Annotated in this window: 19 protein-coding genes and 2 pseudogenes; 10 read left to right on the plus strand and 11 right to left on the minus strand. The window is 36.9% G+C overall.

Annotated elements, in window-relative coordinates; all coding sequences use genetic code 11:
• Positions 1-75 precede the first annotated feature (75 nt).
• The 5 genes and pseudogenes from WFY05_RS17715 to WFY05_RS17735 form a co-directional block, all read right to left on the minus strand.
• Positions 76-525 (minus strand): RpiB/LacA/LacB family sugar-phosphate isomerase, encoded by a 450-nt coding sequence (locus WFY05_RS17715; RefSeq protein WP_340114252.1) that lies wholly within the window; start codon positions 523-525, stop codon positions 76-78.
• The gene (locus tag WFY05_RS17720) at positions 522-1,598 is read right to left on the minus strand and encodes a transketolase-like TK C-terminal-containing protein (protein WP_367575992.1); all 1,077 of its coding nucleotides are present in this window, start codon (positions 1,596-1,598) and stop codon (positions 522-524) included. Before WFY05_RS17720 ends, WFY05_RS17715 begins: the two co-directional genes overlap by 4 nt.
• Before the next feature lie 6 nt (positions 1,599-1,604).
• A pseudogene (locus WFY05_RS17725) lies at positions 1,605-2,542 on the minus strand (thiamine pyrophosphate-binding protein); the annotation flags it as partial.
• A gap of 40 nt (positions 2,543-2,582) precedes the next feature.
• Positions 2,583-2,912, minus strand: coding sequence for a hypothetical protein (locus WFY05_RS17730; protein WP_340114255.1), 330 nt, complete (start codon positions 2,910-2,912; stop codon positions 2,583-2,585).
• A 375-nt stretch (positions 2,913-3,287) separates the two neighbouring features.
• The gene (locus WFY05_RS17735) at positions 3,288-6,806 is read right to left on the minus strand and encodes a beta-L-arabinofuranosidase domain-containing protein (protein WP_340114256.1); all 3,519 of its coding nucleotides are present in this window, start codon (positions 6,804-6,806) and stop codon (positions 3,288-3,290) included.
• Positions 6,807-7,719: 913 nt separating this feature from the next.
• On the opposite strand from WFY05_RS17735, the gene WFY05_RS17740 reads away from it, so the two are divergent.
• Both WFY05_RS17740 and WFY05_RS17745 read left to right on the plus strand, forming a co-directional pair.
• Positions 7,720-8,010 carry a hypothetical protein gene (locus WFY05_RS17740; protein ID WP_340114257.1) on the plus strand — a complete coding sequence of 97 codons (291 nt, stop codon included), beginning with the start codon at positions 7,720-7,722 and terminating at the stop codon, positions 8,008-8,010.
• Between the two features lie 275 nt (positions 8,011-8,285).
• Positions 8,286-8,642: a DUF7670 domain-containing protein gene (locus WFY05_RS17745; protein ID WP_340114258.1), complete on the plus strand. Its 357-nt coding sequence runs from the start codon at positions 8,286-8,288 to the stop codon at positions 8,640-8,642.
• Between the two features lie 1,290 nt (positions 8,643-9,932).
• Here WFY05_RS17745 and WFY05_RS17750 read toward each other — a convergent pair.
• A complete protein-coding gene (locus WFY05_RS17750) occupies positions 9,933-10,718 on the minus strand; it encodes a hypothetical protein (protein WP_340114259.1) in 786 nt (261 codons plus the stop codon).
• A gap of 270 nt (positions 10,719-10,988) precedes the next feature.
• Here WFY05_RS17750 and WFY05_RS17755 point away from each other — a divergent pair, with 270 nt between their 5' ends.
• The gene (locus tag WFY05_RS17755; RefSeq protein WP_340114260.1) at positions 10,989-11,372 is read left to right on the plus strand and encodes a hypothetical protein; all 384 of its coding nucleotides are present in this window, start codon (positions 10,989-10,991) and stop codon (positions 11,370-11,372) included.
• 67 nt (positions 11,373-11,439) lie between these two features.
• On the opposite strand, the pseudogene WFY05_RS17760 reads toward WFY05_RS17755, so the two are convergent.
• The 4 genes and pseudogenes from WFY05_RS17760 to WFY05_RS17775 form a co-directional block, all read right to left on the minus strand.
• Positions 11,440-11,751, minus strand: a pseudogene (locus WFY05_RS17760) (HU family DNA-binding protein); the annotation flags it as partial.
• A 282-nt stretch (positions 11,752-12,033) separates the two neighbouring features.
• Positions 12,034-12,573 (minus strand): CHRD domain-containing protein, encoded by a 540-nt coding sequence (locus WFY05_RS17765; protein ID WP_340114261.1) that lies wholly within the window; start codon positions 12,571-12,573, stop codon positions 12,034-12,036.
• Positions 12,574-12,709: 136 nt separating this feature from the next.
• The gene (locus WFY05_RS17770) at positions 12,710-13,762 is read right to left on the minus strand and encodes a hypothetical protein (protein ID WP_340114262.1); all 1,053 of its coding nucleotides are present in this window, start codon (positions 13,760-13,762) and stop codon (positions 12,710-12,712) included.
• Positions 13,763-13,801: 39 nt separating this feature from the next.
• Positions 13,802-14,698 carry an endonuclease NucS domain-containing protein gene (locus WFY05_RS17775; protein ID WP_340114263.1) on the minus strand — a complete coding sequence of 299 codons (897 nt, stop codon included), beginning with the start codon at positions 14,696-14,698 and terminating at the stop codon, positions 13,802-13,804.
• 148 nt (positions 14,699-14,846) lie between these two features.
• Between WFY05_RS17775 and WFY05_RS17780 the strand changes: the two genes are divergently transcribed.
• From WFY05_RS17780 to WFY05_RS17795, 4 genes are all read left to right on the plus strand, one after another.
• Entirely contained in the window at positions 14,847-15,683 is an 837-nt protein-coding gene (locus tag WFY05_RS17780) for an AAA family ATPase (protein ID WP_340114264.1), read from the plus strand.
• Positions 15,684-15,725: 42 nt separating this feature from the next.
• Positions 15,726-16,679 (plus strand): DUF3871 family protein, encoded by a 954-nt coding sequence (locus tag WFY05_RS17785; protein ID WP_340114265.1) that lies wholly within the window; start codon positions 15,726-15,728, stop codon positions 16,677-16,679.
• A 10-nt stretch (positions 16,680-16,689) separates the two neighbouring features.
• Entirely contained in the window at positions 16,690-16,950 is a 261-nt protein-coding gene (locus WFY05_RS17790; protein ID WP_340114266.1) for a hypothetical protein, read from the plus strand.
• Between the two features lie 319 nt (positions 16,951-17,269).
• A complete protein-coding gene (locus tag WFY05_RS17795) occupies positions 17,270-18,118 on the plus strand; it encodes a hypothetical protein (RefSeq protein WP_340114267.1) in 849 nt (282 codons plus the stop codon).
• 26 nt (positions 18,119-18,144) lie between these two features.
• On the opposite strand, the gene WFY05_RS17800 is transcribed toward WFY05_RS17795, so the two are convergent.
• Complete coding sequence (locus tag WFY05_RS17800) at positions 18,145-18,744, minus strand: hypothetical protein (protein ID WP_340114268.1); 600 nt, start codon at positions 18,742-18,744, stop codon at positions 18,145-18,147.
• Between the two features lie 454 nt (positions 18,745-19,198).
• On the opposite strand from WFY05_RS17800, the gene WFY05_RS17805 reads away from it, so the two are divergent.
• The 3 genes from WFY05_RS17805 to WFY05_RS17815 all read left to right on the plus strand — a co-directional run bounded on the left by WFY05_RS17805 (position 19,199) and on the right by WFY05_RS17815 (position 23,391).
• Positions 19,199-20,134 (plus strand): hypothetical protein, encoded by a 936-nt coding sequence (locus tag WFY05_RS17805; protein WP_340114270.1) that lies wholly within the window; start codon positions 19,199-19,201, stop codon positions 20,132-20,134.
• A gap of 479 nt (positions 20,135-20,613) precedes the next feature.
• On the plus strand, positions 20,614-22,884 hold the full coding sequence (locus WFY05_RS17810) for a hypothetical protein (protein ID WP_340114271.1): 2,271 nt from the start codon (positions 20,614-20,616) through the stop codon (positions 22,882-22,884).
• A gap of 33 nt (positions 22,885-22,917) precedes the next feature.
• Positions 22,918-23,391 carry a T9SS type A sorting domain-containing protein gene (locus WFY05_RS17815; protein WP_340114272.1) on the plus strand — a complete coding sequence of 158 codons (474 nt, stop codon included), beginning with the start codon at positions 22,918-22,920 and terminating at the stop codon, positions 23,389-23,391.
• Positions 23,392-23,714: the final 323 nt, after the last annotated feature.

Genomic DNA, 23,714 nt, shown 5'->3' on the forward strand with positions numbered 1-23,714 from the left:
AAAAAGCCAAAACTCAACCTGGAAGAAATTGTCGAAGAAAGACGTGTTTGCTCTTTCTCTTAGATCGAACTCACGTTATTTTAAATATCTCTTTTCTATTGTTTCTATTTTTACGGAACGTCGCCGGTGTCGCTCTTCGGATGAAGGTTGTGCCTTTAGAAAAATTCTAACCAGATTTCGGGCGAGTTCTTCACCAATCACCCTTTCTCCAACACACAGAATATTCATATTATCGTGTTCCACTCCTTGTTGAGCGGTGTAACAGTCGTGGCAAACCGCAGCCCTGATCCCCGGGAATTTATTGGCAGCGATCGATACTCCCGCTCCGCTGCCACAGATAAGAATGCCTCTGTCGGTTTTTCCTTCTAAAATGGAAAGAGCCAGCACTTCGGCAGCATCAGGATAATCATCGAAAGCCACTTCGGGATCGAGGTAAACGACCTCGTGTCCGCTTTTTGCAACTTCCGATTTTAATACCTCGGCTATACGTGTTCCGGCATGATCATATGCAATACTCACTTTCATGACTTATTTGTTTCTATTGTTTCTTTCACGTGTTCAATCACATTTTCAACCGTAAATCCATAGTTTTTGAAATTGTCCTGGTAAGGAGCGCTTGAACCGAAACGTTCCACAGAAACTGCTGTACCTGTGTCGCCAACCCATTCTTTCCAGCCAAGCGCAGTTCCTGCTTCTACGGCAGTTCTGGCTTTTACTTTTGGCGGGAGTACTTCATTAATGTACGTCTCGTCTTGTTCTTTAAATAATTCCCAACAGGGCAAACTCACTACTCGCGTGTCGATGTTCTTATCGAGAAGATTTTCCTGAGCCTCCAGCGCCAGCGACACTTCCGATCCGGTTCCAATAAGAATGGCATCCGGAGTTTCGCCTTTTTCTTTAGAAAGAATGTAGCCGCCGTTCATCACTCCTTCGGCTGAAGCATATTTGCTTCTGTCGGCAATAGGGACATCTTGCCGTGTTAAAACCATCATCGATGGGCCTTCTGTTCGCTCAAGCACTTCTCGCCATGCATAAGCTACCTCGTTGGCATCGGCCGGACGAAATACAAAAATGTTGGGCATGGCCCTGAACGATGCCAGGTGTTCCACGGGTTGGTGTGTCGGTCCGTCGCCACCCAAACCGATTGAATCGTGGGTCAACACGTAAATGGTAGGAAGTTTTATTAATGCCGCCAAACGAATAGCTGGGCGTGCATAATCGGAAAAGATGAAAAATGTTGCAGCAAATGCCCTTAATCCGCCATGAAGCGTGATTCCTGAACTTGCTGCAGCCATTCCATGTTCCCTGATTCCCCAGGCGATATTTCGGTTCTGATAGTTCCCTTTTTCGAAATATCCCCAATCTTCCATCAGGGTTTTGGTAGAAGCGGCAAGATCAGCGCTACCTCCCAGTAAGTAAGGAACCTTTTTAGCAAACGAATTGATGATTTTAGAAGATGCTTTACGTGTAGCGACGGGACCATCTTCTGGAGTAAATTCAGGAATGTCTTTATCCCAGCTTCTATCAAGTTCAAGTGCCCTTCCTTTTTCAAGCAGCTCATATAAATCTGGATATTTTTGCTGATAGTGCAGATACATTAAGTTCCAATTCTCTTCTTGCACATGGCCTTTTTCAAATGCCTGTTCCATATGTATTTTCACTTCTTCCGGAACATAAAAGGTTTCTCCTTCGGGCCAACCATACACTTTTTGGTTGCTTTCACTTCATCTTCGCCTAAAGCTGAACCGTGTGCTTCTGTAGTATCCTGTTTATTGGGCGCTCCGAAGGCAATGTGTGTGCGTAAAATTATTAATGACGGTTTATCTTTTTCCTTTTGAGCTGTTTGGTAAGCTTTGGTAATTTTTTCAATATCGTTGGCATTTTCTCCCAAATCCTGAACATGCCAGTTGTAGCCTTCGAAACGTTTTTTTACGTCATCGGTGTAGGTAATTTCAGTGTCCCCGTCGATACTGATGTGGTTATCGTCGTACAGGAAAATCAGCTTTCCAAGTCCAAAATGACCAGCCAATGAAGCTGCTTCATTAGAGGCGCCTTCCATCAGGTCGCCATCGCTGCAAAAACCGTAAGTATAGTGATCAACAACCGGGAAATCAGGTTTATTGAATTTCAATGCGAGATGTGCTTCTGCCATAGCCATTCCAACGGCGGTCATAAATCCCTGCCCCAGTGGACCGGTTGTAGTTTCAATGCCTTCGGTTAATCCGTACTCCGGGTGACCAGGTGTTTTGCTGCCCCACATTCGAAGATTTTTAAGATCGTCCATCGACAAACAATAGCCTGTAAGATGCAGCATGATATATTGAACGATTAAAGCGTGGCCATTGGACAGCACAAAACGGTCGCGATTAAACCACTTTGGGTTTTCAGGATTATAACTCATTATTTTATTCCATAATACATAAGCTGCCGGTGCCAGCGACATGGCTGTTCCCGGATGTCCGGAACTGGCTTTCTGAACGGCATCCATAGCCAGTGTTCTAATGGTATTAACTGACAAAGTTTTTACATCTTGTTTATTCATAATCCAAGCTGTTGTATTGTTTGATAAAATTTTTCAACGTTTATCGATGCGTATCAAATTGCTTCTGTGCCACTTTATTCATGAATTTCGATGTGACCTCGGATCCGTAAACACCATAAGAATCTACCACTATTCCCTTTTCACCTGAACTGGTTTGAACGGCAAAAACGATGCTCATATCTGCCGGATTTGTGTTTCCCTCAAACCTGTGAAATTCATGCAATTCAACATCAATGGCATCAAATTTCTTTTCTTTTCCCTCCACCATTAAACCTTTATCACTAATCCTGAAGTTATGTTTGTATCCTTGTTTTTTTAAAGCTTCCATGGCTTCAACAAGTGTATCGTAGCTGTTATTTTTACCTTTCATAATTCCTAAAATTTAAAGTTGCTGTATTTATACCGAAAATACCCTGCCATGTCGGCTCGTCCGACACAAATAACTACTATTCAGACCATTAGGATAAAAGGCTGATCAAATGAAAAAAATATGTGTAGAATAATTAGTACTTGATGGGTATAAACATTCACATGTTCTTAAAATATAATCTCCTCAAATTTCAATGTCTATTTTATTGAAAAACTCAAGTTTTGCCGAATAGGGACGGGTGATGCTTGTATAGAAATTCTGATTCATAAAAAAGAAGTCCTGTTTTATGCAATTGAACTTTTAAATTGAACAACGATACCACACAAACAAAGAAGATTCCGATCTTTCCAAGATCGGATTTCCAACGATAAAATATTAAAACACTATCACTTTATCGGTTTGTATTTTACCGTTCGTTCTTACAACAAGCAGTTTCACCCCTTTTTGATCAACAGGAATTACAAGCTCCACACTGCCCGAAGCTGACTTATTGGTTATCAAACGCCCCTCGATGTTATATACATAAACCATTGCATCCCTGGCTAAGTTTTGGACCACAATATTTTGGTGATTAGCATAGGCATTCCATGTTTTAACATTTGCTTTATTGTCATTTATATCGGTGGCATTCAACGGCTCAAGAATTCTTACATCGAACACTCCTCCAGCAACATTTGAACTGTTAATTGCCTGGAATTTAACGGTGATGTAATCTTTCCCTTCTGTCATTGTATTGGGGATTGGATATTCTACATTAAAAAATTCACTTTTATTCCATTTTCCGACAAGGTTTTCGGTGGTTAGTTTTTCCCCGTCAATCAGGATATCAAACGTTCTGTTTCCGGCTTCATTCCCCCAGTAACGCACCATCAGTGATAAATCCTTTTTGCTATCTGTTCTGAAAGTGTAACTGATATAACCCCCATCGCGTGCATCGCGCCAAAACTCGTTTTGCCAGTTTCCGGTATAAGAATTCTGGCTTTGAAGATCGTGATTGACTTCGGGTTGTTGTTCCCCCGGTGATACCTGATCAACCGTACGTTCTTCGAGCTCCACTTTGGCTTGTTCTATTGCTGCCAGACTGTCCAATACATCCTGGTACTCATCTTCGTTGAGAGCCAGCCAGTACATCATGTAACGGGCATCATGGATTTTATAAAATGGTTCAAGAATAAGAGCAGAGTCGGAAGCATCCGGAAATGCGCCCTTCATTTTAAAATGTAAGGGTTCGCCTTTAACCGGTATAATTTTCGAGGTAATACTATCACGGTTACTAACAATAATTGGCGCCTTATTAATAGGCTCCAGACTACCGCTGGCAATATGTCCCCATCGACTGTCATCTGCAACCAATCCGGCCAGATCTTCGGTTCCGGTCTTGGCTCCAAGTAAAACCGGACCATGCATCACGGCAACGTATTCGGAAACATTTGGAAGCTGCTCAATGGTGTTGTGCATCGGCAATATTACAATAATCGAATCACCGCTGTTCCAGGTACGATGAACGGGAACATACGTCTGGGGTTCAGATTGAATATCAAGCGTATCATTATTGATCACGATTTTCAAAGTTCCACCTGAAACCCATTTCGGTGAACGGACCATTAAAGTGAATTCAGCCGGGCCACCTTCAGCAATCAGTAGTTTTGTTTGTTCCTCTTCCGGGAATGTGGTCTCCTGACGGATGGTGATGCCTTTGGATTTCCAGTTTAGTTCAGAAGCTATAAAAAGGTTCAGATACAAGGAATCATTCTCGTGAGTATAGATGTATTCACCGTATTTACCATGATTTTCCATTCCGGTTCCAACACAACACCACATTGCCTGGTTAGGCGCTGAATACACACGGTAATGTTGCGGTCGTACAGGCGTGAAATACACATATCCTCCATGTTCGGGATGCTGGGTCGACAGAATATGATTTAACATTGCCTGCTCGTAAAAATCAGCGTATTTCGCCTGAGGATCAGTCCGAAAAAGGTCTTCGGTTAATTTAAGCATGTTATTGGTGTTGCACGACTCCGGACCTTCAACATCGTTTATAAAATCCAAGCTTGCTGATGCTGCCGGAAAATGTTCCCTACGGCTGTTTCCGCCCAGTGCCAAAGTTCGGTTTTCGGTAACTGTTTGCCAGAAAAACTGAGCTGCTTTGATGTAAGTATTATCGTCGGTAACTTCTGCAATCCTTTGAAATCCTACAGCTTTCGGAATTTGGGTGTTAGCGTGCATATTATCAAGATTGTCGCGGGAAGCTGCCATGTTGTTCAGAATCAGTTTATGTGAGAAGCGCTTGGCAGCCTGAATAAATTTTGCATTTCCCGTCATCTGATAAGCATCCGCCAGTACTTCATTCATTCCTCCGTGCTCCGTATTCAGCATCGTTTCCATTTGAGCATTCGTCAGCTCTGAGGTGATATCAACCGCCCAGTCGCAGAACGAAAGAAATACATCTTTCGCTTTCTCATTGTTACCATATAACCAGGCGTCGCGTAATCCGGCCATGGTTTTATGCAGGTTGTACCAGGGTACCCAGGCGGTATTGAAAGCATTGAAATTTCCGGATTTAAATGTTGGCCAAATAGAACTGCTGTTTGGCACACCACCGGCATAACCCTTGCCCCACGTAGTATAAAGCCTGAAATTAGCATCCTGACAAGCTTTTAATTCATCGACCATATAATCCATTCGCTGTTTGCAGGTGGCGTTCCCCGTTGCTGCGTAGTTGATCGCCATGGCAGTAAGATAATGGCCTCCGATGTGGCCGTCGAGCCCGCTCCAATTTGGATAACTGGTAGCTTTTGCAGCCAGTCCCGCCTCTTTGCGGTAGGGTGCCAGCAAGCGATCTACATCGTACTGCAATAAGGTTTGAATATTTAGTTCCTGTGCATGTTTAAATGGTCCTTCCAAAAGCGTGACATCTCCCAGTGGAAATTCATTGGTGTAAAGTTTGTCCTGTTGATCGCCGTTAATTTCAAACGGATTTTCAACCTTATAATTTAAGGTGTAAATAACAGAATTAGTCCCGTCGACTGAAGTAACCGTTATGGTTGAAGTGCCGGAGCCCGAAGAAAGATCAACCGTTTCTGCTCCCGTAATGGTTACTCCCGGAATAACCGGAGTAACAACAGGAGTAACCGAAGTGGTTCCAACAGAAAGGTTCACCGTAAATGTAGTTGAATCAGCATCAAAGGCAGGACTGAATTTCCCATCAAGCACCGTAATATTACGCACAGAAGCATTCGATTTTACTTCTTCAGTAAGTTCGCCAATATAAGTTAATGTGAAATTATCGACTTTAAACCAACCATGTCCATCTCCGGCAGTAAGGTTGGGAAAAGTGTATCCAAGACCTGATGATTTGCCGTTGGTACGCACTCCCAGCGTCAGTGTGCCGTCAGTAACCGGAGCAGTAACCGTTAGTGTCAGAAATGGTCCCCGGTCATTTTGTGTTTCCGAGTATCCGCCAAAAGAGTACGATTCTGATTTACTCAACACTTCCAGATTATCTGCAGAATAGTCATCTTCTGCACCAAATAGCATACAAACGCTATTGGCAAAAACACGTTGAGTAGTTAACCGGCTTGTGGTTCCGTTGCTGCTTCCCATTAAGTCGGCGGTAACGGTATACATCCCGTTTGGAATATCAGAAATTGATTGCGATAGTTCCACATCGCCGATGACGGAATTCCACGTGCCGGCAATATATGTTCCGGTCTTTGTATTATCCCCATCATTATTAACACCTACCCAGGCATATCCCGAAGTACCAATCCATGTCCATCCGTTTGAACCTCCGGTTTCAAAACCCGGATTTGAAATGTTCTCCGTATAATCCGTTTGTGATTGCGCCAAAATTCCTAATCCCAGGAAACAGACAATAAGAATGTATTTCATATTTTTCATTTTAATCATTCCGAAAAAAAGAAGTGTTTAACCTGTTAAAATTATTTTAATCACTAAATAATACCAATCTTTTGGGTTGATAATTGAACTCGAACCAATTAATTTGTTTTAAACAGAACGTATAGAAATTAGAAATTCTTTAAGTCTAGCCGTAGTTACAAACTTTGCATTATGTTTATCTTTTTATCAAACTCCCTTTTGGTACTTATGAAAAAGAATTCATCAACTTTGGGATTATAAAGTATTTCGAATAATACAATTGTTGATACTACCCGAGCTGACCCGAAACAGAATAAATCAGATTACTTAATCCGAGGATACGAAGGAGGGGGAGAAATAATTGACTTTATTAAAGTAACAAACAGAAACAAAAAAAGCTCCGAATTACTTCGAAGCTTTTCTGTGGTGTGACTCAGCTGGGTCTTTAACCTTATTTATAATAAGCTTGTTATCAATATTTTAAAATTCTCACATCTAAATAGGTCTCGAATTCTCCTCCTATTTATCTGCAATCTGCTCAAAAGAACTTTCATCTATAAAATTAACAATTTCAGGAATTGTATTCAAATCTTTTACCTCTTTTTGAGTGATTGTTTTACTAAAAATCCAACGATGAGAAATTACTCATTTGTATAGATTGAGTAGTGTCCTCACCTCCCCCCATTTTCCATCAAATTTTTACAGGAAATGAAATAACAATAATAATAAGAATAGCTTTTTTTACCCTTTATTAAGCAATTCCCTACTATCTTAATCTAATAGCTAATTTTAGTATTTCATCAAAAGCACTTTTGTAACCTTTAAAGATAAAGGTGTGTAAATGAATGTATCTATTCAGGTCAGTAGTAATCATGTTTGATTCCTATACTGCCTGCTTTGTATGTAATAACTTAATCCAACAGATATGGGGAAAGTAAAATTTAAACCCAAAAGTTATATCGGTAAATGGTCACTTGGATTAATCATTTTATCACCGCTTTTATTTTATATAAGTATAAATGTTCCCCCACTATTAGAAGATCCATTGACAAGCGGCGGTATCATTTATGGCAGTGCATTTTTTTGTGGGATAATTGGCATTTTAAGAAAAAAAGATTATTCGGTATTGGTAATTCTATCTACTCTGATAGGTTTTTTTATTTTGCTATTTGTTCTTCAACAAGCTTTATTCCCAAGCTTGATTGATTTTAAATAAATTCAATCAGTACCCTGAAACAATTTCATTGATACATCCTTTTAATTAAAATAATGTCCAAACATTTTAATTTGTGATTCTCTTGGTCGTGAGAGTACTCCCCAGAACCAGAAAAACCATTATTGCCAAACGAATCCCTACTCTTTGAATTTAATGAGTCTTGTGGTATTCTAATCTTGTAAGCCCACAAGATCTAATTGTCTATCAGGTTCACAAAAGGAACTATATAAACCTTTTTCGGAAGCCTCCGTAAAACTTTATTAAACAAAAAATCAATGAAAATCTACCGCCTTATTGTTAGAATTTTGGGATTATTGGCATTAATAGGATACGTTCTGTTCCTGATTGATGAAGGAATCCCTCTATTAACAAGTCAAGCTACTTTTGCTGATATTTCAGCTTATATACTTTTTGCTGTTTTTCTCGCCGCCTTTATATTACTTTGGAAACATGAGCTTCTTTCAGGTATTTTAATGATAGTTTGGTTTGGACTGGTATTGTTTTGCATTTTTAACGTCTGGGAAGATGCTGCTTTAGCTGGAATTTTAGCACTACCAATAGCAATTATCGGTATTGTTGTTTTTATTTTTGGCATTCTTAAAAAAAGAGCCGTATCCACCACATCAATATAAATTATGCCAAATAAGTCCCAATTCTTAATCTAATAGCTAATTTAATATTCCATTATTTCCCGGTTAATAAAACCACACCTCATAAAAACCGTATAAATTAACAGCTACAGGTATCACAGGATATTGTAGACAGTTTTTTCATAGAATAACTTATTTGGGTTAAGTTATGTAGCATCCCTACATTAGCAGGGATGCTTTCTTGTGAGTCCCATCATTTTGCCCATATGAGCAAATAAATTGGGAGAACTGCTTCTTGTATTGGATAATGCTTTATTCTTTGATTACTTCTTAAGTGATTCCATCGATGGAAATGATATAAATAGGATGCGTATTACAGGTTAACAGTGATTTTCCAACATCAAAAAACAGCTAGCATTTTGTTGCCATTATAATAGCTTTATTGTTATTCATGGGAAGGATTATTTCGCTGGCTCATTCAAATAACTTTTTTAGTTATAATTCTGAATAGAAATAACTATTTTAATTATTCTCCAGTAGATCAATAACTATTTTGATTAGTCAATTCTACAGACGAGAACTAGAAAATAACGAAGAAAGTTATTCTGCTTGCTATCCTTGGAACCACAAATAACTTTTTTAATTATACTCTGGCTTTAAAACAAAAGAATCCCCTAGCGAATTCTTGCAACGAAACTCGATCTTCATTTAAAACTTAGCTTATACTGCGCTGTACGTCAGGCAATCGCCCTACACCCACATGGAAACCAAAGAACCTGTTAATTCAGGACACCATTACCCCTGTGTTATGTTTCCACCCGCTGCTTTCGCTTATAGTTTCTTTTGGCTTATCGGAGAAAACCTCCTCGCTTATATCTTTTCCCATTATTTCAGGGAAGCAACTCCTAATCCGACTTCTAACCTGCTTGTTATTCCTTCTGAAGAATTCTGTCCGCAGGTGAACATTCAAATACCTCTGAATGAGCCATTACAAAAATACAAAATATATCTCTGTAAATACAAGATAATAAGGCATTTGTGAAAATTTAGGTTAACATTTTTAGTTAGCGGAAATTAACTTTTTTGATTAGTTTGTTGTTCGATGAATACTAGGAAATAACCAGAAAAGTTATATCATCACTTATCCTCAAGAATATCATTAATGATGTCATAAATCTTATTGTATTAAAACGAACATTATCTGGTTATAGTTTAGCCCGAAGAATAAGCAGTAGTCTTGCTTTTGAATAACCAGCCGTAAAAAACACAATAAATTATGAAATCATCTTTTTTTAAGTTTCATCTTTGTAATTTGTTGAACTTGTGACACAATCAATATTTCACATATTCTCCAGTTTTTCTATTCATTTTTGGAAGTTTTGTCTTTTGATCAATTAAATCCTTTGGAATTTTGGATAATTTTCCTTCTGATGAAGTAATCGGCGTATCTCTATTGATTAGAAACGTACTATATGTTGGTGTTTTGTAGTAATCTCCATTCCATTCGTAAATGAAATGATACTTAATATATATCGCCTTTTTCATGCCAACAAAATCACGAAAATATTCCTCGTATTCTGCCTTCACTTCCTTGGTCGCTCCAATTTCATGGAACCGATCGATAAATGCATTATGGTGAAATTCAGCATTTACTCCATTAGGCAGGGTAAGAAAACGATTAACTACTTTGGTGTATACCATTGGAGAACTATTTTCATCAATAATCAAAGCAAGGTTATAACAGTAATCATTTCCTGAATTTCTAACCAAAATATCGAATGTAGCATCTTCTTTTTTACTAAAATCTAATTGCACTTTTATTACATCAATTTTTGGCATTAACAGAGTGCGGAAGTTCTCTTCACTTTTATCGAGTAATTGTTTCGATAAATCTGCGTTTTCTCCGGTTACTTTCATTATGTCAGTTTGAAAAGTATCAGCTTGTTGTTTTACCTCTTCTGCTAAATCGTAATTCGCCTGAGATAGATTAGATATTGAGTCAAGTAAATTTTCGGACTTTGAATTTTGCAAATAGCTTCCAATTGATGTGAAGATTATTCCTAGAAGAGTTAAAGCAATCCCAATGACAGTAAAGGTAAGTGGATCCATTTTTTTCATAGTTAGTCGATTTCCTGCGGTAAAGTTAACAATAATATAAAAGAATATGTAACTGGCTTTTTGCTGGCATTTTAAAATAAAATTTTGAAAAATGGGCGTAACCGACACTGGAAACTAATTGAATATAAAATTATTTAAGGAGATTTTTGAAAATTGTTATGTATGTAAGAAGTAAGGGTACTTCACCCCACAACCCCCACTAGACCTCAGCATCCGGACCATACCCCCGGGTGTTCAAATCATTCATTAACAATTTAAAATCTTAAAATCATGGTAACAGTAAAAGAGTATGCCATAAGGCAACGTAAAGATGGAACAGCTTTCATCGCACTTATCCTCCAGGGAGGTTTGTCTCTGGTTCAATCCAAAGAGTCAGGTAATTATTATGCGACGGTGAAACAGTGTTCTATTCCATCAACTTTCGATGAAGAAACAGCCAAACAGATGATTGGTGAACGTGTTCCCGGATCGGTAGTGAGGAAACAATGTGAAACCTATGAATGGACCAACAAGGAAACCGGCGAAGTGTTGGAATTATCCCATCGCTGGGTGTATCTACCTGAAGGAGAGACACTTGAAAATGCCATCTTTGAAGGCGAACCGGAAGTTGCATTGGCTGACAAAAAGCCAAATACACTTTTGGTCCACAGGTAGTTGGAAGAAAGGAAGATCAGCCAGTTGGTTGGTCTTTCCTTTTTTCATATAGAGCATATAGATGAAATTAAGTATTCTCAAGAACAGCAGCAGCTTTTACTTTTTCAACAAAGTCCTTTGATGGTTTGAATGAGGGAATATTATGTGCTGGTACAACAACTGACGTGTTTTTAGAAATGTTTCTGGCAATCTTTTCTGCCCTGTGCTTAATCTCAAAAGTGCCAAATCCTCTTAAATATACACTTTCACCAGCAATCAATGATCCACTCACAGTTTTCATGATTGCCTCCACAGTTTTCATAACAGTTACTCTATCAACACCCGTTTTCTCAGAAATCTCATTTACAAGTTCAGCTTTTGTCATGGTAGTAATTTTATTAGTTCTAGCCCTAAATTATGGAATGGAGTATCATCAAGCGTCACTCAAATGTATCGAAAAGTTTCTGGAAAATAAAATATCCCTCTAATTTATAATGAGTTACAATTAAAATTACATGAGTTCAACATTGCAATCATACATCAGATACAAACAGGTTTTCTACTGGATTTTTACAAGTTTTTTGAGAAGGCATTTCCTGTTGATGCATGTATAAAAAATGCCACTGAAAAAATGAAAAGGGCAAACCATTTGGTTGCCCTTTGCTATTGAATCCTAAAACTTTTATTTGTTTGATTGAGGCATATTTCCTTTAATCTGACCTCTAATTTCGCCACCAGGATTCTGAACAGTGTGAACATTGACATAAGCACCATCTGCATAAAATGCTTCAATAAGATCCATCAAAGAGTGCCCAGCAAGTGCTCCAACTAAATCAGCATTTGTAATTGTACCTTCCGCTAATACTCCCTCAAAAATACCTTCAATTAATTCAGGTCCGTATAGCCATGCGACAACTCCTCCATTTTGACCTTCCATTGCCAAATGGATATGTGCCATTCGTACATTCTCTATGCTGTCTGCAATCAATTTGTAGGATAATTCTGTACCGTCCTTGCTGAGTTGAAAAATGGCTTGCCCAGAAGCTGAGGTCCATACTGCAGGTACTTCATTATCGCCAGATAAGTGTGCTCTGAAATTCAATACTTTCATTGCACTTTTAGTAGTTAATTCCTGTTCCGTCTCAGATACAAGATCAGTTTTCTCACACGCTGCGAAAGCGAAAATACTAAGTAACACCATGAATAATAATAGCTTTCTCATATTGTTTAATGTTTGATTTGAAACAAGTTACGAAGTATTCTGATTAAATACTAATTAGTCTTTAATTAATTTTCTTGAATTTGAGATTTCAATACACTGAAAAAATAGCAAATGAAGGAGGCTGACTAGTCTCCTTTTATTTAAAATGATTTATATAATTGGATATTTCTTTGATTTCAAAATTAGAAAGTGATTTAAAAATATCTCTGTGAACAGGTAGAATTATGATTTCATTTATCTTATTTTCAAATTCATTTGATTCTTCATCGTATCTACTTTCCAAAGCTTCAGTTAATTTTTGTTTTTCATGCTCAGCTATACTGTCAATTAAGCTTGCAACAACAAGTTTAGAATAATTACTATTTACTAGGTCTAATCTTTTTGGTACAAAATGCAAATCTTCTAATGGAATAAATGTTTTTAAATCCTTTTGTTTATTGTAATTATTTCTAATTTCTTTAACAATCTTAGAGTAGCTCAAACTTGTACAATCTATTTCTTCATTAGAATCAGGATATTTTAAGCTAACAACCTCATTCATCTCAATAAAAGAATCTGAAAAGATTAATAATACTGAAGCTTCTGCAAATAGTTGTTTTGCTAAGCCATATGCCATTCCTATTTTATCTGAATCCGAGTTGCATCTTATAAAAATGAAAGGAAGTAAATGAGTTTTCAATATCGCCTCAGAATTTGAATTAAAATCATTCAATTCATAAGACATAGGCTTATTGCTTATTGGGATTACACCATTGCGTCCTCCTCTCCCAGTATTAATAATTATTTTAACAATATTGGGACTACTTTCTTTTACAAAGCGTGGTGCTTCAGGTGAAGAATAAAATCTACAGTTTACCCAAGAATGCTCAATGTTTTGGATTATTAGTACTTGAACACAGAATAAATGTTTTGCCTTAAGTTCATAATCCAATGTGGATACTATTAAACCGTTTTTATGCATTTCATTAATAAGTAGCCGCTCACTTCCTTTAACTATCTCTTTTCTCCCTTTATTATATAAGAGGTCAAAGTCTGATTTTGTAAGCTTTGAATTTCTTGTTTTATGCAACAACCATTCTTTTGCAATAAAATATAAATTCCCTGGATACACATTTTTCAGAAGCTGGTATGAAATGCTGAGTCTTAATCTATAATAATTAGGATCTTTTGGCGAAAACATAGTATTCATAAATAATAGTTAGTACTTCTATTTATATAAGTTATTCTGCTAGTAATCATATGCTTGTAGAATGGTCTCTTTGATATATTTTTCAACTTCAGCATTATATTGATTGTCTTTCACGTGCAGTACAGGATATCCTCCCCAACCCTCATTTTTCAACAAGTTCTTGTAGTCTTTATATTCTCCTTTTCTTAAATGTATTGTGAACCGCCTATTATGAGATTCAATCCATATGAGTCCTTTACCACTGCTGTAATAAGAAACCATACTGCTTTTTACCCTTTCATCTATATCATCACTAATATCTAAGATCCAATCTCTTAGATTTTTAAGGATATTATTTATTCTATCATTTCCTCTATAAAGCACACTTTCTAAGCTAAATTCTTCAGTGGATTCAGTACTCTTTTTTACACTCCTAGATTGAATTCTTGATTGATTAGAATAAGTTATTTGTGGTTTTGTAAAATTTAATTGTTCAAAAGAAATTAGGTCACCATAATATGAGTATTTAATTAATTCAACATTTGCATTTATCTGATTAATTGCAGAGGTTTCCTTCTGGTCAAAATCTTCAGCAATTATTAATAATCTAGGGGTTGATTTCCAATCAACAGCAGAATTATTTCCTAATTTCTCCCTTACAATCATTTCAAAGGTTCTTTTATTCACTTTAAGCCAATCTACATAGAAGAGTCCCTGAATAATGGCACTTAGATCTTTATGCTTTTTATATTCTATAATTACAGGTGTTTGGCTTTCATCTATACATAGAGAATCAATTCTTCCATTTGGAATAGGATATTCTGTTTCAAGAAATTCCAATCCAAAGAATTTGCTCATATTCTTTTCTACAAGTTCTTGTAACTCCTTTTCTTTATTAAAATGTACTCTTTTTACATTTTCAATTTTTTTATCAAGTAAAATTCTAAACAGAGGCATAGGCGGTTATATTTTTAATTTGACATTTGGTTTAAGTAGAAACTCCTAAATACTCATTTCATAACTAAGGTACTAAATTTCAATTTCTTAAGAATTATATTTTTCTATTTATCTCCTTGCAAATATTTAATCATTAACAACTTTTGATATGGAAATTAGAAAAGCTCAACGTAAGGAAGCTAAGATTAAGCTTGCCTTACAGGGACCTTCTGGGTCTGGAAAAACCATGTCAGCACTATTGCTGACATCAGGAATCACTGATTGGTCAAAAATTGCTGTCATTGACACAGAGAACCACTCAGCTGATTTGTACGCTCACTTAGGTCAGTATAACGTACTGCAGCTCACTCAACCTTTCACACCAGAGAGGTATATCAAAGCCATTGAAACCTGCGAAGATGCGGGTATGGAAGTAATCATCATTGATTCCATTACCCATGAGTGGGACGGAACAGGTGGTGTATTATCTATTCATGGTGCCATGGCAGGTAACAGTTTTACCAATTGGTCCAAAATTACACCTCGTCACAATGCTTTTGTGCAGAAAATTCTTCAATCCAATTGTCATGTTATTGCCACCATCCGTTCAAAGCAGGACTATGTATTGTCGGATAAAAACGGCAAGATGGTTCCTGAAAAGGTGGGGCTGAAAGGTGTTACCAGGGATGGGATGGATTATGAATTTACCCTTGTGTTTGAATTGGATCTGAAACACAATGCAACTGCCTCCAAGGATAGAACCGGAATGTTTGCTGATAAACCACAGTTTGTTATTTCATCCAAAACCGGCGAACGCATTAAAAGGTGGTGTATGTCTGGTGTTTCTGTGGAAGAAGTGATTGCTTTGATTGGAAAAGCAAACACTGTTGATCAGTTACGTGATATCATCAAACAATTCTCTGAATTCCGTGCACAAATTGAACCATTAGCCATCGAACGAAAGAATCAAATCATCAGCCCTATCGCTGAAAACATTAACCATTAAAAATTTACGAAAATGAATTTAGTACCTGTAAACGAAAATCCAGTGGCTGAAGAAGCAGTATTGATCGAAGATCAGACATCATCAGCACAATTTATTGAAGCCAATACAATTCTCATTCTTCCAAATGAGTTGAAAAATGGCTGTATTATACCGGTGTTTAGTAAGGATAATGAATCGACCATCAGCCATACAGAGTTTGTTGAAGCTACTTTTGAAGTAACACAGCAATTCTTTCCTCAGGATACCCTGTTGAAACCAAATATTCGTGTATCTCATCCCATTAAAGGCAGAATTCCTGAAGCAATGGGAAAACCCGCAAAGGAATTATCGGAAGCTGAGAAAACTCTTTATTTTGAACGTATGGCTTTTGTAATTGAAGTGCCGGGTATTGCTGAAGATGTTCATGGAAATACACTTTCATTATCTGTTGGTGGTGTTCGGGCCTACAATCACGAAAATCTTTACAACAAAAAGAGTGAGGAGAAATTCAAAGTGTTTGTTGGCTTCAAGAATCGAGTGTGTACGAATTTAAGTGTTTTCACTGATGGCGCTTATCAAGAAATAAAGGTGAGGTCAATAAATGAACTTGCGATGTCCATCTACAGGATGCTGAGTGAATTTGAACCTGCAAGAATGCTGCAAATATTGCGGAGTTTTGGAAATTATGAACTCCCGGAACACCTGTTTGCTCAATTGCTTGGTAAAGCAAGAATGTATCAATATCTGCCAGCCAAACAAAAGAAAGCCCTTCAAGCATTTCCTCTTGGTGATGCGCAGGTGGGGGCTATTGCCCGTGAGTATTACAACGATGAATCCTTCAACCGGCGGAGTGATGGAAGTATTGATCTTTGGAGACTGTACAACCTTTTCACCGGTGCAAACAAATCAAGCTATATAGACACTTTCCTTGACAGAGGTGCTGGTTGCTTTTCTTTTACACAGTTTCTGGCCGAACAGCTTGAAAGTGGTTCTGATTCTTGGTATCTGGGGAACTGATATGACAACAATGAATGAAAAAGAAGCTCGGGAGTATATTTCCGAGCTTTTTAGTATTGTTGGAACAAACAGTGTTCTTGTTGTATTGCCCAGAGGAAAATTGAAGCGATTGTATTGTCCTTTTTGGGTGATAGCGAAGGTGGATGTTCCACCGCTGGAGAAGGGGAAAGAGTACACTGTTGAAGCTGTAAAAATGACTCTTCATCTTCAGGATGTTTTCATTATCGATGGTAAGGCCTATTTGGTGTGGTATTTTGCTGTGAAGGTTTGATCATTTGAGCAAAAGCTGATTTTGAGTATCCTCATGAAGGCTAACATCCATTCTAAGGCATGTGCCACCATCGGCATTTCCACTTTCTCCTTCAAGGTGGAGCAATATACCATCCTGAGAAGAAAGTGGCTAATATTCCTATACGTCAACCCTTAAAAGAAGGTCCATATTTTTTGTGTGATCTTAATAGCAACATTGATTTGTAAATTGAATAAAGAATCATTCTAAAAAGGGTGGTTCTTTTATATTTCATTTAAAGTCTGTAAATTTAATTACAACATTCTCACTTTGAATTGCATACGCAATAAAATCAATAATTATGAAAACACTAACTTTCAAGTTCACGATTTTGGTTATTGTCGTATTACAACTGATGTTTACTTATTCCTGCCAAGATAACCAAGAAGAAATCTTACCCGAGATTGTTCCAAAGATGATATTTTGTGATAATGATGGAGTTTGGCGAGTTGATGAAAAGGGAAATAAGAGATTAATAGACATAGAAAATTTTGAATACCGCCCTTTAAATGTAGGAGTTGAGGTTCAAAATGATACGATATATGTACATAACAATTACATAGTGTCTGTAATAGACTTGTCAGGAAATCATATAAGAGACATTTCTATTTCTCCAGAAGTTTCTTACCCTTTACAATTTTGCATCCTCCCAGATGGCAGATTTGCATTTTTAGACAACAAAAATGACAAGGTGAGTTTTACAACTGCCACTGGAGAGTTTATTCTTGATGTTCCCATGGAGAATCCAAGTCCTGAGAATCTGCAAAATGTGAATGGAGTTGTGGTTGATAGTTGTTTGATAGTTGCAAATACAGGTTATGGCACGGTTCTGAGTATAAATCTGAATTCCTATCAGAGTTCAATACATTTATTACAAGCACTAGGAGATATTGATTTTTGCAACGGGATTTTTTATCATTGCGATGGAAGATTTATCTATAGAGCAAAGCCAGATGCTTATGAAAGTGAATTGATCTGCACTTTTATGGGTTACAATGCAGTGGGATTAGCTGTTGATGAAAATGGAACTTATGCATACGTAACTATGAACTTTGCAAATAAAATTTATAAAGTGGATTTGGCAAATGATAGTTACTTATTATTCATGGATGAATTAAATTATCCAACTGATATTGAATGGGTAAAGTAACAGTGAATTACAGTTTTTTTGGTTGTTTAAATGAAGCCATTGTGCTGAATAAGCATCAATTGATTATTGGTGTTTGGGACTATTTTTACACCCCATCCACTACTCGTTTGGAATTTACGTGGTCCCATCAGTGAAATTCCCGCTGCCATTATTCCTACAACTGGTATTACAAGGACAAAAGCTAGACCTGCAGATCCCCAAGCAGCAGCATACAAAGGAAAGAATGCAGCAGGAATAGAAACTAAAGTTAACAATCCACCAGCAACCTTTCTCCCTTCATTTTTAAATACAATTCCTTTTATCCAATCAATGTCAGCAAGTAGGATCGTATCTATGTCATTAGTGTGCGCCTCTTTATAATTAGCAGAATAATGATCGCTATAAGTTGTCCTAATTGTATTTAAAACGATGGCATCCTTTAACAAGGAAGAGACTGATCCTTTTACTAATTTACCTCGAGAAGTATAGATACGAATCTTTGTGTTTGGCTTGAAAAAGAACTCCTTAGCATTAGAGTTTTTAACTTTTTCAACCGTTAGTACTAAATTTTCGTCATAGTTTGTCTGAGCATTACTATAAGAAGTAATTAGACTACAAAATATAATTGAGAAGACAATGTATCTCATAGATTTGGTTTTTAAGTAATTAAAAGTAACAAAATAATACATAAGATGTAAGTTCCATTATAACAACAATTTGTTGGTGGCTTGAATGAAGATATTGGACTGAATAATCATCATTGGTTTGTGAGTTGAATATTAGAATCACTCTTAAAAGGGTGAATCTATTTCTTTTATATTCTCGAAATGTAGATTCATTCTGTTTAAGTCCCATTATGATAAAAGCCAATATTCAATATTGACTTGCTTAGCAATATTTTATATCTTTTATTCCCTTAGACGAATTTCTTTGTCCAAACACCAATCATTAAATCACATGGACAAATAATGGGTGTTTTTATACCCAAACATGAAAATCCTAAAATCTTACTTTTTATAGCAGAGTGAATTGAATTAGTGTGATTAATGAATTAAATAAGTGGTTAGCCACTAAACAATTATGAACTTAAAATTAAGCATCATGAAACTTAAACTTTTCTTTTTGATGGCACTCCTATTTGTTGGTGTCATTGGTTGTGTTGAAGAAACTGTACAACCAGAACCTTTGTCTCTAAAGTCTGCTCAAGCAAATGTAGTTCAATTAACTCCCGAATTCCTTGATGCTATGAACTTATTAATCGACGAGAGAGGAGATAAATTCAGGATTGCTATGGTAGAAACGATTACTAAAGGTAATAGTGATGAGATCGGACAAACCATTTATTCCAAATTTGTTGGAAATAAACAATTGGATTCCGATTTTGCTCCCAATGATACTTGGCGTTCCTGGAGTGCCGATAATGGAAATTCAATTACTTATGCCATAGACATGACTGAAGATGCTGAACCTTCTGGATTAACTGCTGAAGAAACTGAAGCTGCTATAGTAAATGCCTTTAATACCTGGGATGCCGTTAATTGTTCCGACTTAGGATTGACAAGGAATCCAGCCGAAGGTATAGACTTAGGATATTTGGCTTTCTTATATGGAATGGATGGCTCTGAAGAAATTGTTGCAGATGTTATGCAATGCGGATGGGGATTCCCACTTGATGCTCAAACTATTGGAGCTACCTTTACCTTTATCTGGGTTGATGATACTGGTGAACCACTTGATATGGATGGAGATGGTAAAAATGATGTAGCATTCAGGGAAACCTATTACAATCCTATATTTAACTGGGTAGTAGAAGGAGGGTCATTAGATAATATTGATGTACAAACAATAACTACTCATGAAATAGGTCATTGTTTGAGCCAAGCACATTTCGGAATGATATCTATTAACAAGGCAGGAAAAGTAATTGTTGCTCCACGTGCTTTAATGAATTCCATTTATCTGGGACCTTTGCATGAACTTCTTGGTACTGATAAGGCAGGACATTGCAGCATATGGGATGAATGGCCATTGTATTAAATAATTACTGTTTCACAAATTGTGAAGAAATAATACCAAGGGTTTAGCTATTTAAAGCCGAACCCTTTTTTTGTTGGATTTCCAAATAGCAAATCTCCATTCTGAGCATTGATATATCCTCGATAACAGCCACTATCTCCTTTCTGTGGTATAAACTACCAGTTGGAATAGAAAATATCTCACGCATCTATAGTGTACCCCTCAGAATCGATGTCTGGAATTTATTGGTGGATTGAATCGCCATCACTGAGTTGTGAGCTAAAGCACAATTCTAGGAGTCATATGATAGGAAGGTTCTTCTGTTGTTTATATTCAGTTATCTTTTGAGTTAGCTTAAATGCTTGATTATTAGCTCTTAATTTAGTAACTTTAATTAACTGCTATTTTAATTTCTAATATAAGCCAAAAAGTGAAAAACTTCATTTTTATATTCTGTTTATTCTCTTGCTAACTAAATTCTTCATGTAAATTAAGGTATTATGAACAAGTCTGTAACGTTATTCACTATCATCCTGATGCTGTTCTTTACCCCTGACATAACGCACGGACAAGGAAATACTTTAATTGTTACCAGCAAAGAAGATAGTGGATCAGGCACTTTTCGTCAGGCGCTGCTGGATGCACAAAACGGTGATACAATAATCTTCGACACATTTGTATTTCTACCCAATACACCGGATACTATATTCCTTACTAATCCATTGCCTGCTTTAATTCAGGGTTCCCTTATAATTGACGCAAGTAATGCCGGAGTTGTGATTGACGGCAGCATGATAACTTTGACAGAATTTCATGGATTGCAAATATCATCGAATAATAATATAATACGCGGGCTTCATTTAACGAACTTTATCGGTTCATGTATAGCTCTTGGAGGGGATGTTCAAAATAACATTATCGGTGGTGACCGTAAAATTGGTACTGGTCCTTCCGGTCTGGGTAATATACTTACTGGAAATGGTACATTTGGCATTGGTATGTGGGGTGAGAACACTTCAAATAATACCATACAGGGTAATGTGATTGGCACCGATGTAAATGGAACAAATGTAACAGGTAATTTTAGTGGAGGTATTTTCCTTGATGGGGTTAAAAATAATCTCATTGCAGCTAATATTGTTGGTGGTTACCGGGATCATGGTGTGCATATTGGAGGAGGGACTGAAGGGCACAATATAGTACGTGGCAATTTTATCGGCACTAATGCCAGTGTTACGAACAAAATTACAGCATCAGATTGGTCCTGTGGAATAAGCATAGACCATTCTGGTTTTAATATAATTGGTCCTGATAATGTGATTGCTAACCACGGTAAAGAAGGTATTGTAATACGCGGTGAAAGCTCATTGGGAAACCACATTACTAAGAACAGTATTTACAAAAACAAAGGTTTGGGCATAGCACTTTGGCAAAATGGGAATAGACAGTTGCCTGCGCCTATCCTGCTTGACTTTAAAAAACAAACCGGTAATATATCCGGTATTGCCTGTGCTAACTGTATTGTGGAGATTTTTTCTGATAACGAAGATGAGGGAGAATTTTACGAAGGTCAAACAATAGCTGATAACGAGGGCAATTTTTCATTTAATAAAGGTGCACCTTTTAAAAGTGCACACATTACAGCAACAGCTTCAGATACTGAAAGTAATACCAGTGCGTTTGCATTGTTTACACCAGATATTCCGGAGAGAAATATAATTCTTCAGGAGGGGAATAACAATTCTAAAATTACTCTGAAGACAAAGACATCAGATGAATTAGAAGATAATCGTATAGGAACCGGATGGGAACTTGAATGGATATATAACATAGGTGCTAAGCGTACACGCCTTTCATTAAATGATATTGAAGAAGAAAGGATTGACTGGAGTAAATCAGAATTTGAGATTCCAGAGGATTTGGATCACTGGGCATCAGAATTGGCAGCTATTGGTGTTATTCCGCATTTTACACTTAGTTTTTGGGATAAAGCAAATCATCCTGACGGATGGAAAGAAGATGCAGGATACTCAAGATTTCAGAACGAAGAAGAAATACAGCGTTACCTTGAATTTGTTGAATTTATAGTTAGTCATTTTAAAGACCGTATAAATTATTTTGAATTGTGGAATGAACCCGATAATGGAGGCTTCCCTCTACAACACATAAGAGTGTCTGATTATATAAATCTTGTTGAAAAAGTAGTCCCTGTTATACGGCAAGAGCATCCTGATGCTAAAATCATGGTAGGTTCTACCTCAAATTTAATGTATAGCAAGTATTGGGTGGATGGCATTATTAGTTCTGATCGAATTATGCCCTTAATTGATGTTATTTGTTGGCATCCCTTTTATGGTCAATCTCCTTCAGATGAAGATACCAAAGAGTATTATTACAATTATTCCTCAACTATACAGGCGCTTAAAGATACAGCTTCAGCACATGGATTTACAGGTGAATATTTTGCTGATGAAGTTGGATGGCTTCAAGACGGACAGCCATTTACTTCGGAGCCAACAGTATCCAGTCTTATTCAGGCAGCCAAATATTATGCCCGGGGTATCATAATGCATTTAGGATTGAATGTTACTGTAGCTGGACTTCAAATACCTCCACATGCTCAGCCTGATTATTCAACAATTCGAAATTTATGCACTATTATGTCCGGGAACAAACCTGATACACTTGAAGTGGACATACGGTGTGAGGCTACCAACATTAAATACTTTAGTTTTTCTTTAGCCAACAATACTAAATTGTTTGCTGTGTAGACAGATGGTATTGCTGAGGATTATGATCCAGGAGTGCCAGCCACAATTAAATTACCAGGTTTTACAGATAAAAAGGTTTACGGAATAGATGTACTCAATGGTTTCGAGCAAGAACTTGTTACTGAAGTCGAAAATGACAGCCTCGTGATCTATAACTTGTTGGTAAAAGATTATCCGATCATCCTAAGATTTAGTTCGACAACGGTTGGGATAAAAGACAAAATACATCCAGATGATCTCAAACTTGACATTTATCCAAATCCATTCAATACAACAACCACAATTGAGTTTCAGATTCCCGAACGTAGTAATGTGTGCGTGAAGATTTATAATATTCAGGGTAGGGAAATTCGCACTTTAATAAATAAAAAATTACAGGAAGGTGTTTATAAAATACCGTGGAATGGATTGGATTATGCAGGAAAGGCAGTATCTGCAGGAATGTATTTTATTCGTATGAAAAGCGACGATCATGTAAAAACGGGGAAATCTTTACTATTAAAATAATAAGTTTTATATCATATCCCACACCCACAACCCCCAACCTGAATCCATCAAACTATCAATGTTTATAATACTTTGGGCGTATGGACGTAGCATTCTATAAAACTTTTGGAAAAATTTTTTTGCTTTGAATAATACTGTTTATTCTGTTCCACCGATGAAATGATGGTGATTTAGTGATGGTTTTATTGTAACATTCGGGCTGCTTTTTGCATTCATCCTAATGGGACCCGAAAAGAAAACAACATTAACTCAGTCGGTACATGAAATCAATTGTATGCTAATTGAAGCTCAAATTGATTAGTATATCGAAATTATAACCGATT

Origin of the sequence: Maribellus mangrovi, assembly GCF_037646455.1 — a bacterium.
In the GTDB taxonomy this organism is placed as follows: Bacteria; Bacteroidota; Bacteroidia; order Bacteroidales; family Prolixibacteraceae; genus Draconibacterium; species Draconibacterium mangrovi_A.

Excerpts from the sequence above, each read along its gene's own strand:
- WFY05_RS17715 (WP_340114252.1), bottom strand. The coding sequence starts at position 525 with ATGAAAGTGAGTATTGCATATGATCATGCCGGAACACGTATAGCCGAG.
- WFY05_RS17720 (WP_367575992.1), bottom strand. The coding sequence starts at position 1,598 with ATGTATCTGCACTATCAGCAAAAATATCCAGATTTATATGAGCTGCTT.
- WFY05_RS17730 (WP_340114255.1), bottom strand. The coding sequence starts at position 2,912 with ATGAAAGGTAAAAATAACAGCTACGATACACTTGTTGAAGCCATGGAA.
- WFY05_RS17735 (WP_340114256.1), bottom strand. The coding sequence starts at position 6,806 with ATGAAATACATTCTTATTGTCTGTTTCCTGGGATTAGGAATTTTGGCG.
- WFY05_RS17740 (WP_340114257.1), top strand. The coding sequence starts at position 7,720 with ATGGGGAAAGTAAAATTTAAACCCAAAAGTTATATCGGTAAATGGTCA.
- WFY05_RS17745 (WP_340114258.1), top strand. The coding sequence starts at position 8,286 with ATGAAAATCTACCGCCTTATTGTTAGAATTTTGGGATTATTGGCATTA.
- WFY05_RS17750 (WP_340114259.1), bottom strand. The coding sequence starts at position 10,718 with ATGAAAAAAATGGATCCACTTACCTTTACTGTCATTGGGATTGCTTTA.
- WFY05_RS17755 (WP_340114260.1), top strand. The coding sequence starts at position 10,989 with ATGGTAACAGTAAAAGAGTATGCCATAAGGCAACGTAAAGATGGAACA.
- WFY05_RS17765 (WP_340114261.1), bottom strand. The coding sequence starts at position 12,573 with ATGAGAAAGCTATTATTATTCATGGTGTTACTTAGTATTTTCGCTTTC.
- WFY05_RS17770 (WP_340114262.1), bottom strand. The coding sequence starts at position 13,762 with ATGAATACTATGTTTTCGCCAAAAGATCCTAATTATTATAGATTAAGA.
- WFY05_RS17775 (WP_340114263.1), bottom strand. The coding sequence starts at position 14,698 with ATGCCTCTGTTTAGAATTTTACTTGATAAAAAAATTGAAAATGTAAAA.
- WFY05_RS17780 (WP_340114264.1), top strand. The coding sequence starts at position 14,847 with ATGGAAATTAGAAAAGCTCAACGTAAGGAAGCTAAGATTAAGCTTGCC.
- WFY05_RS17790 (WP_340114266.1), top strand. The coding sequence starts at position 16,690 with ATGAATGAAAAAGAAGCTCGGGAGTATATTTCCGAGCTTTTTAGTATT.
- WFY05_RS17795 (WP_340114267.1), top strand. The coding sequence starts at position 17,270 with ATGAAAACACTAACTTTCAAGTTCACGATTTTGGTTATTGTCGTATTA.
- WFY05_RS17800 (WP_340114268.1), bottom strand. The coding sequence starts at position 18,744 with ATGAGATACATTGTCTTCTCAATTATATTTTGTAGTCTAATTACTTCT.
- WFY05_RS17805 (WP_340114270.1), top strand. The coding sequence starts at position 19,199 with ATGAAACTTAAACTTTTCTTTTTGATGGCACTCCTATTTGTTGGTGTC.
- WFY05_RS17810 (WP_340114271.1), top strand. The coding sequence starts at position 20,614 with ATGAACAAGTCTGTAACGTTATTCACTATCATCCTGATGCTGTTCTTT.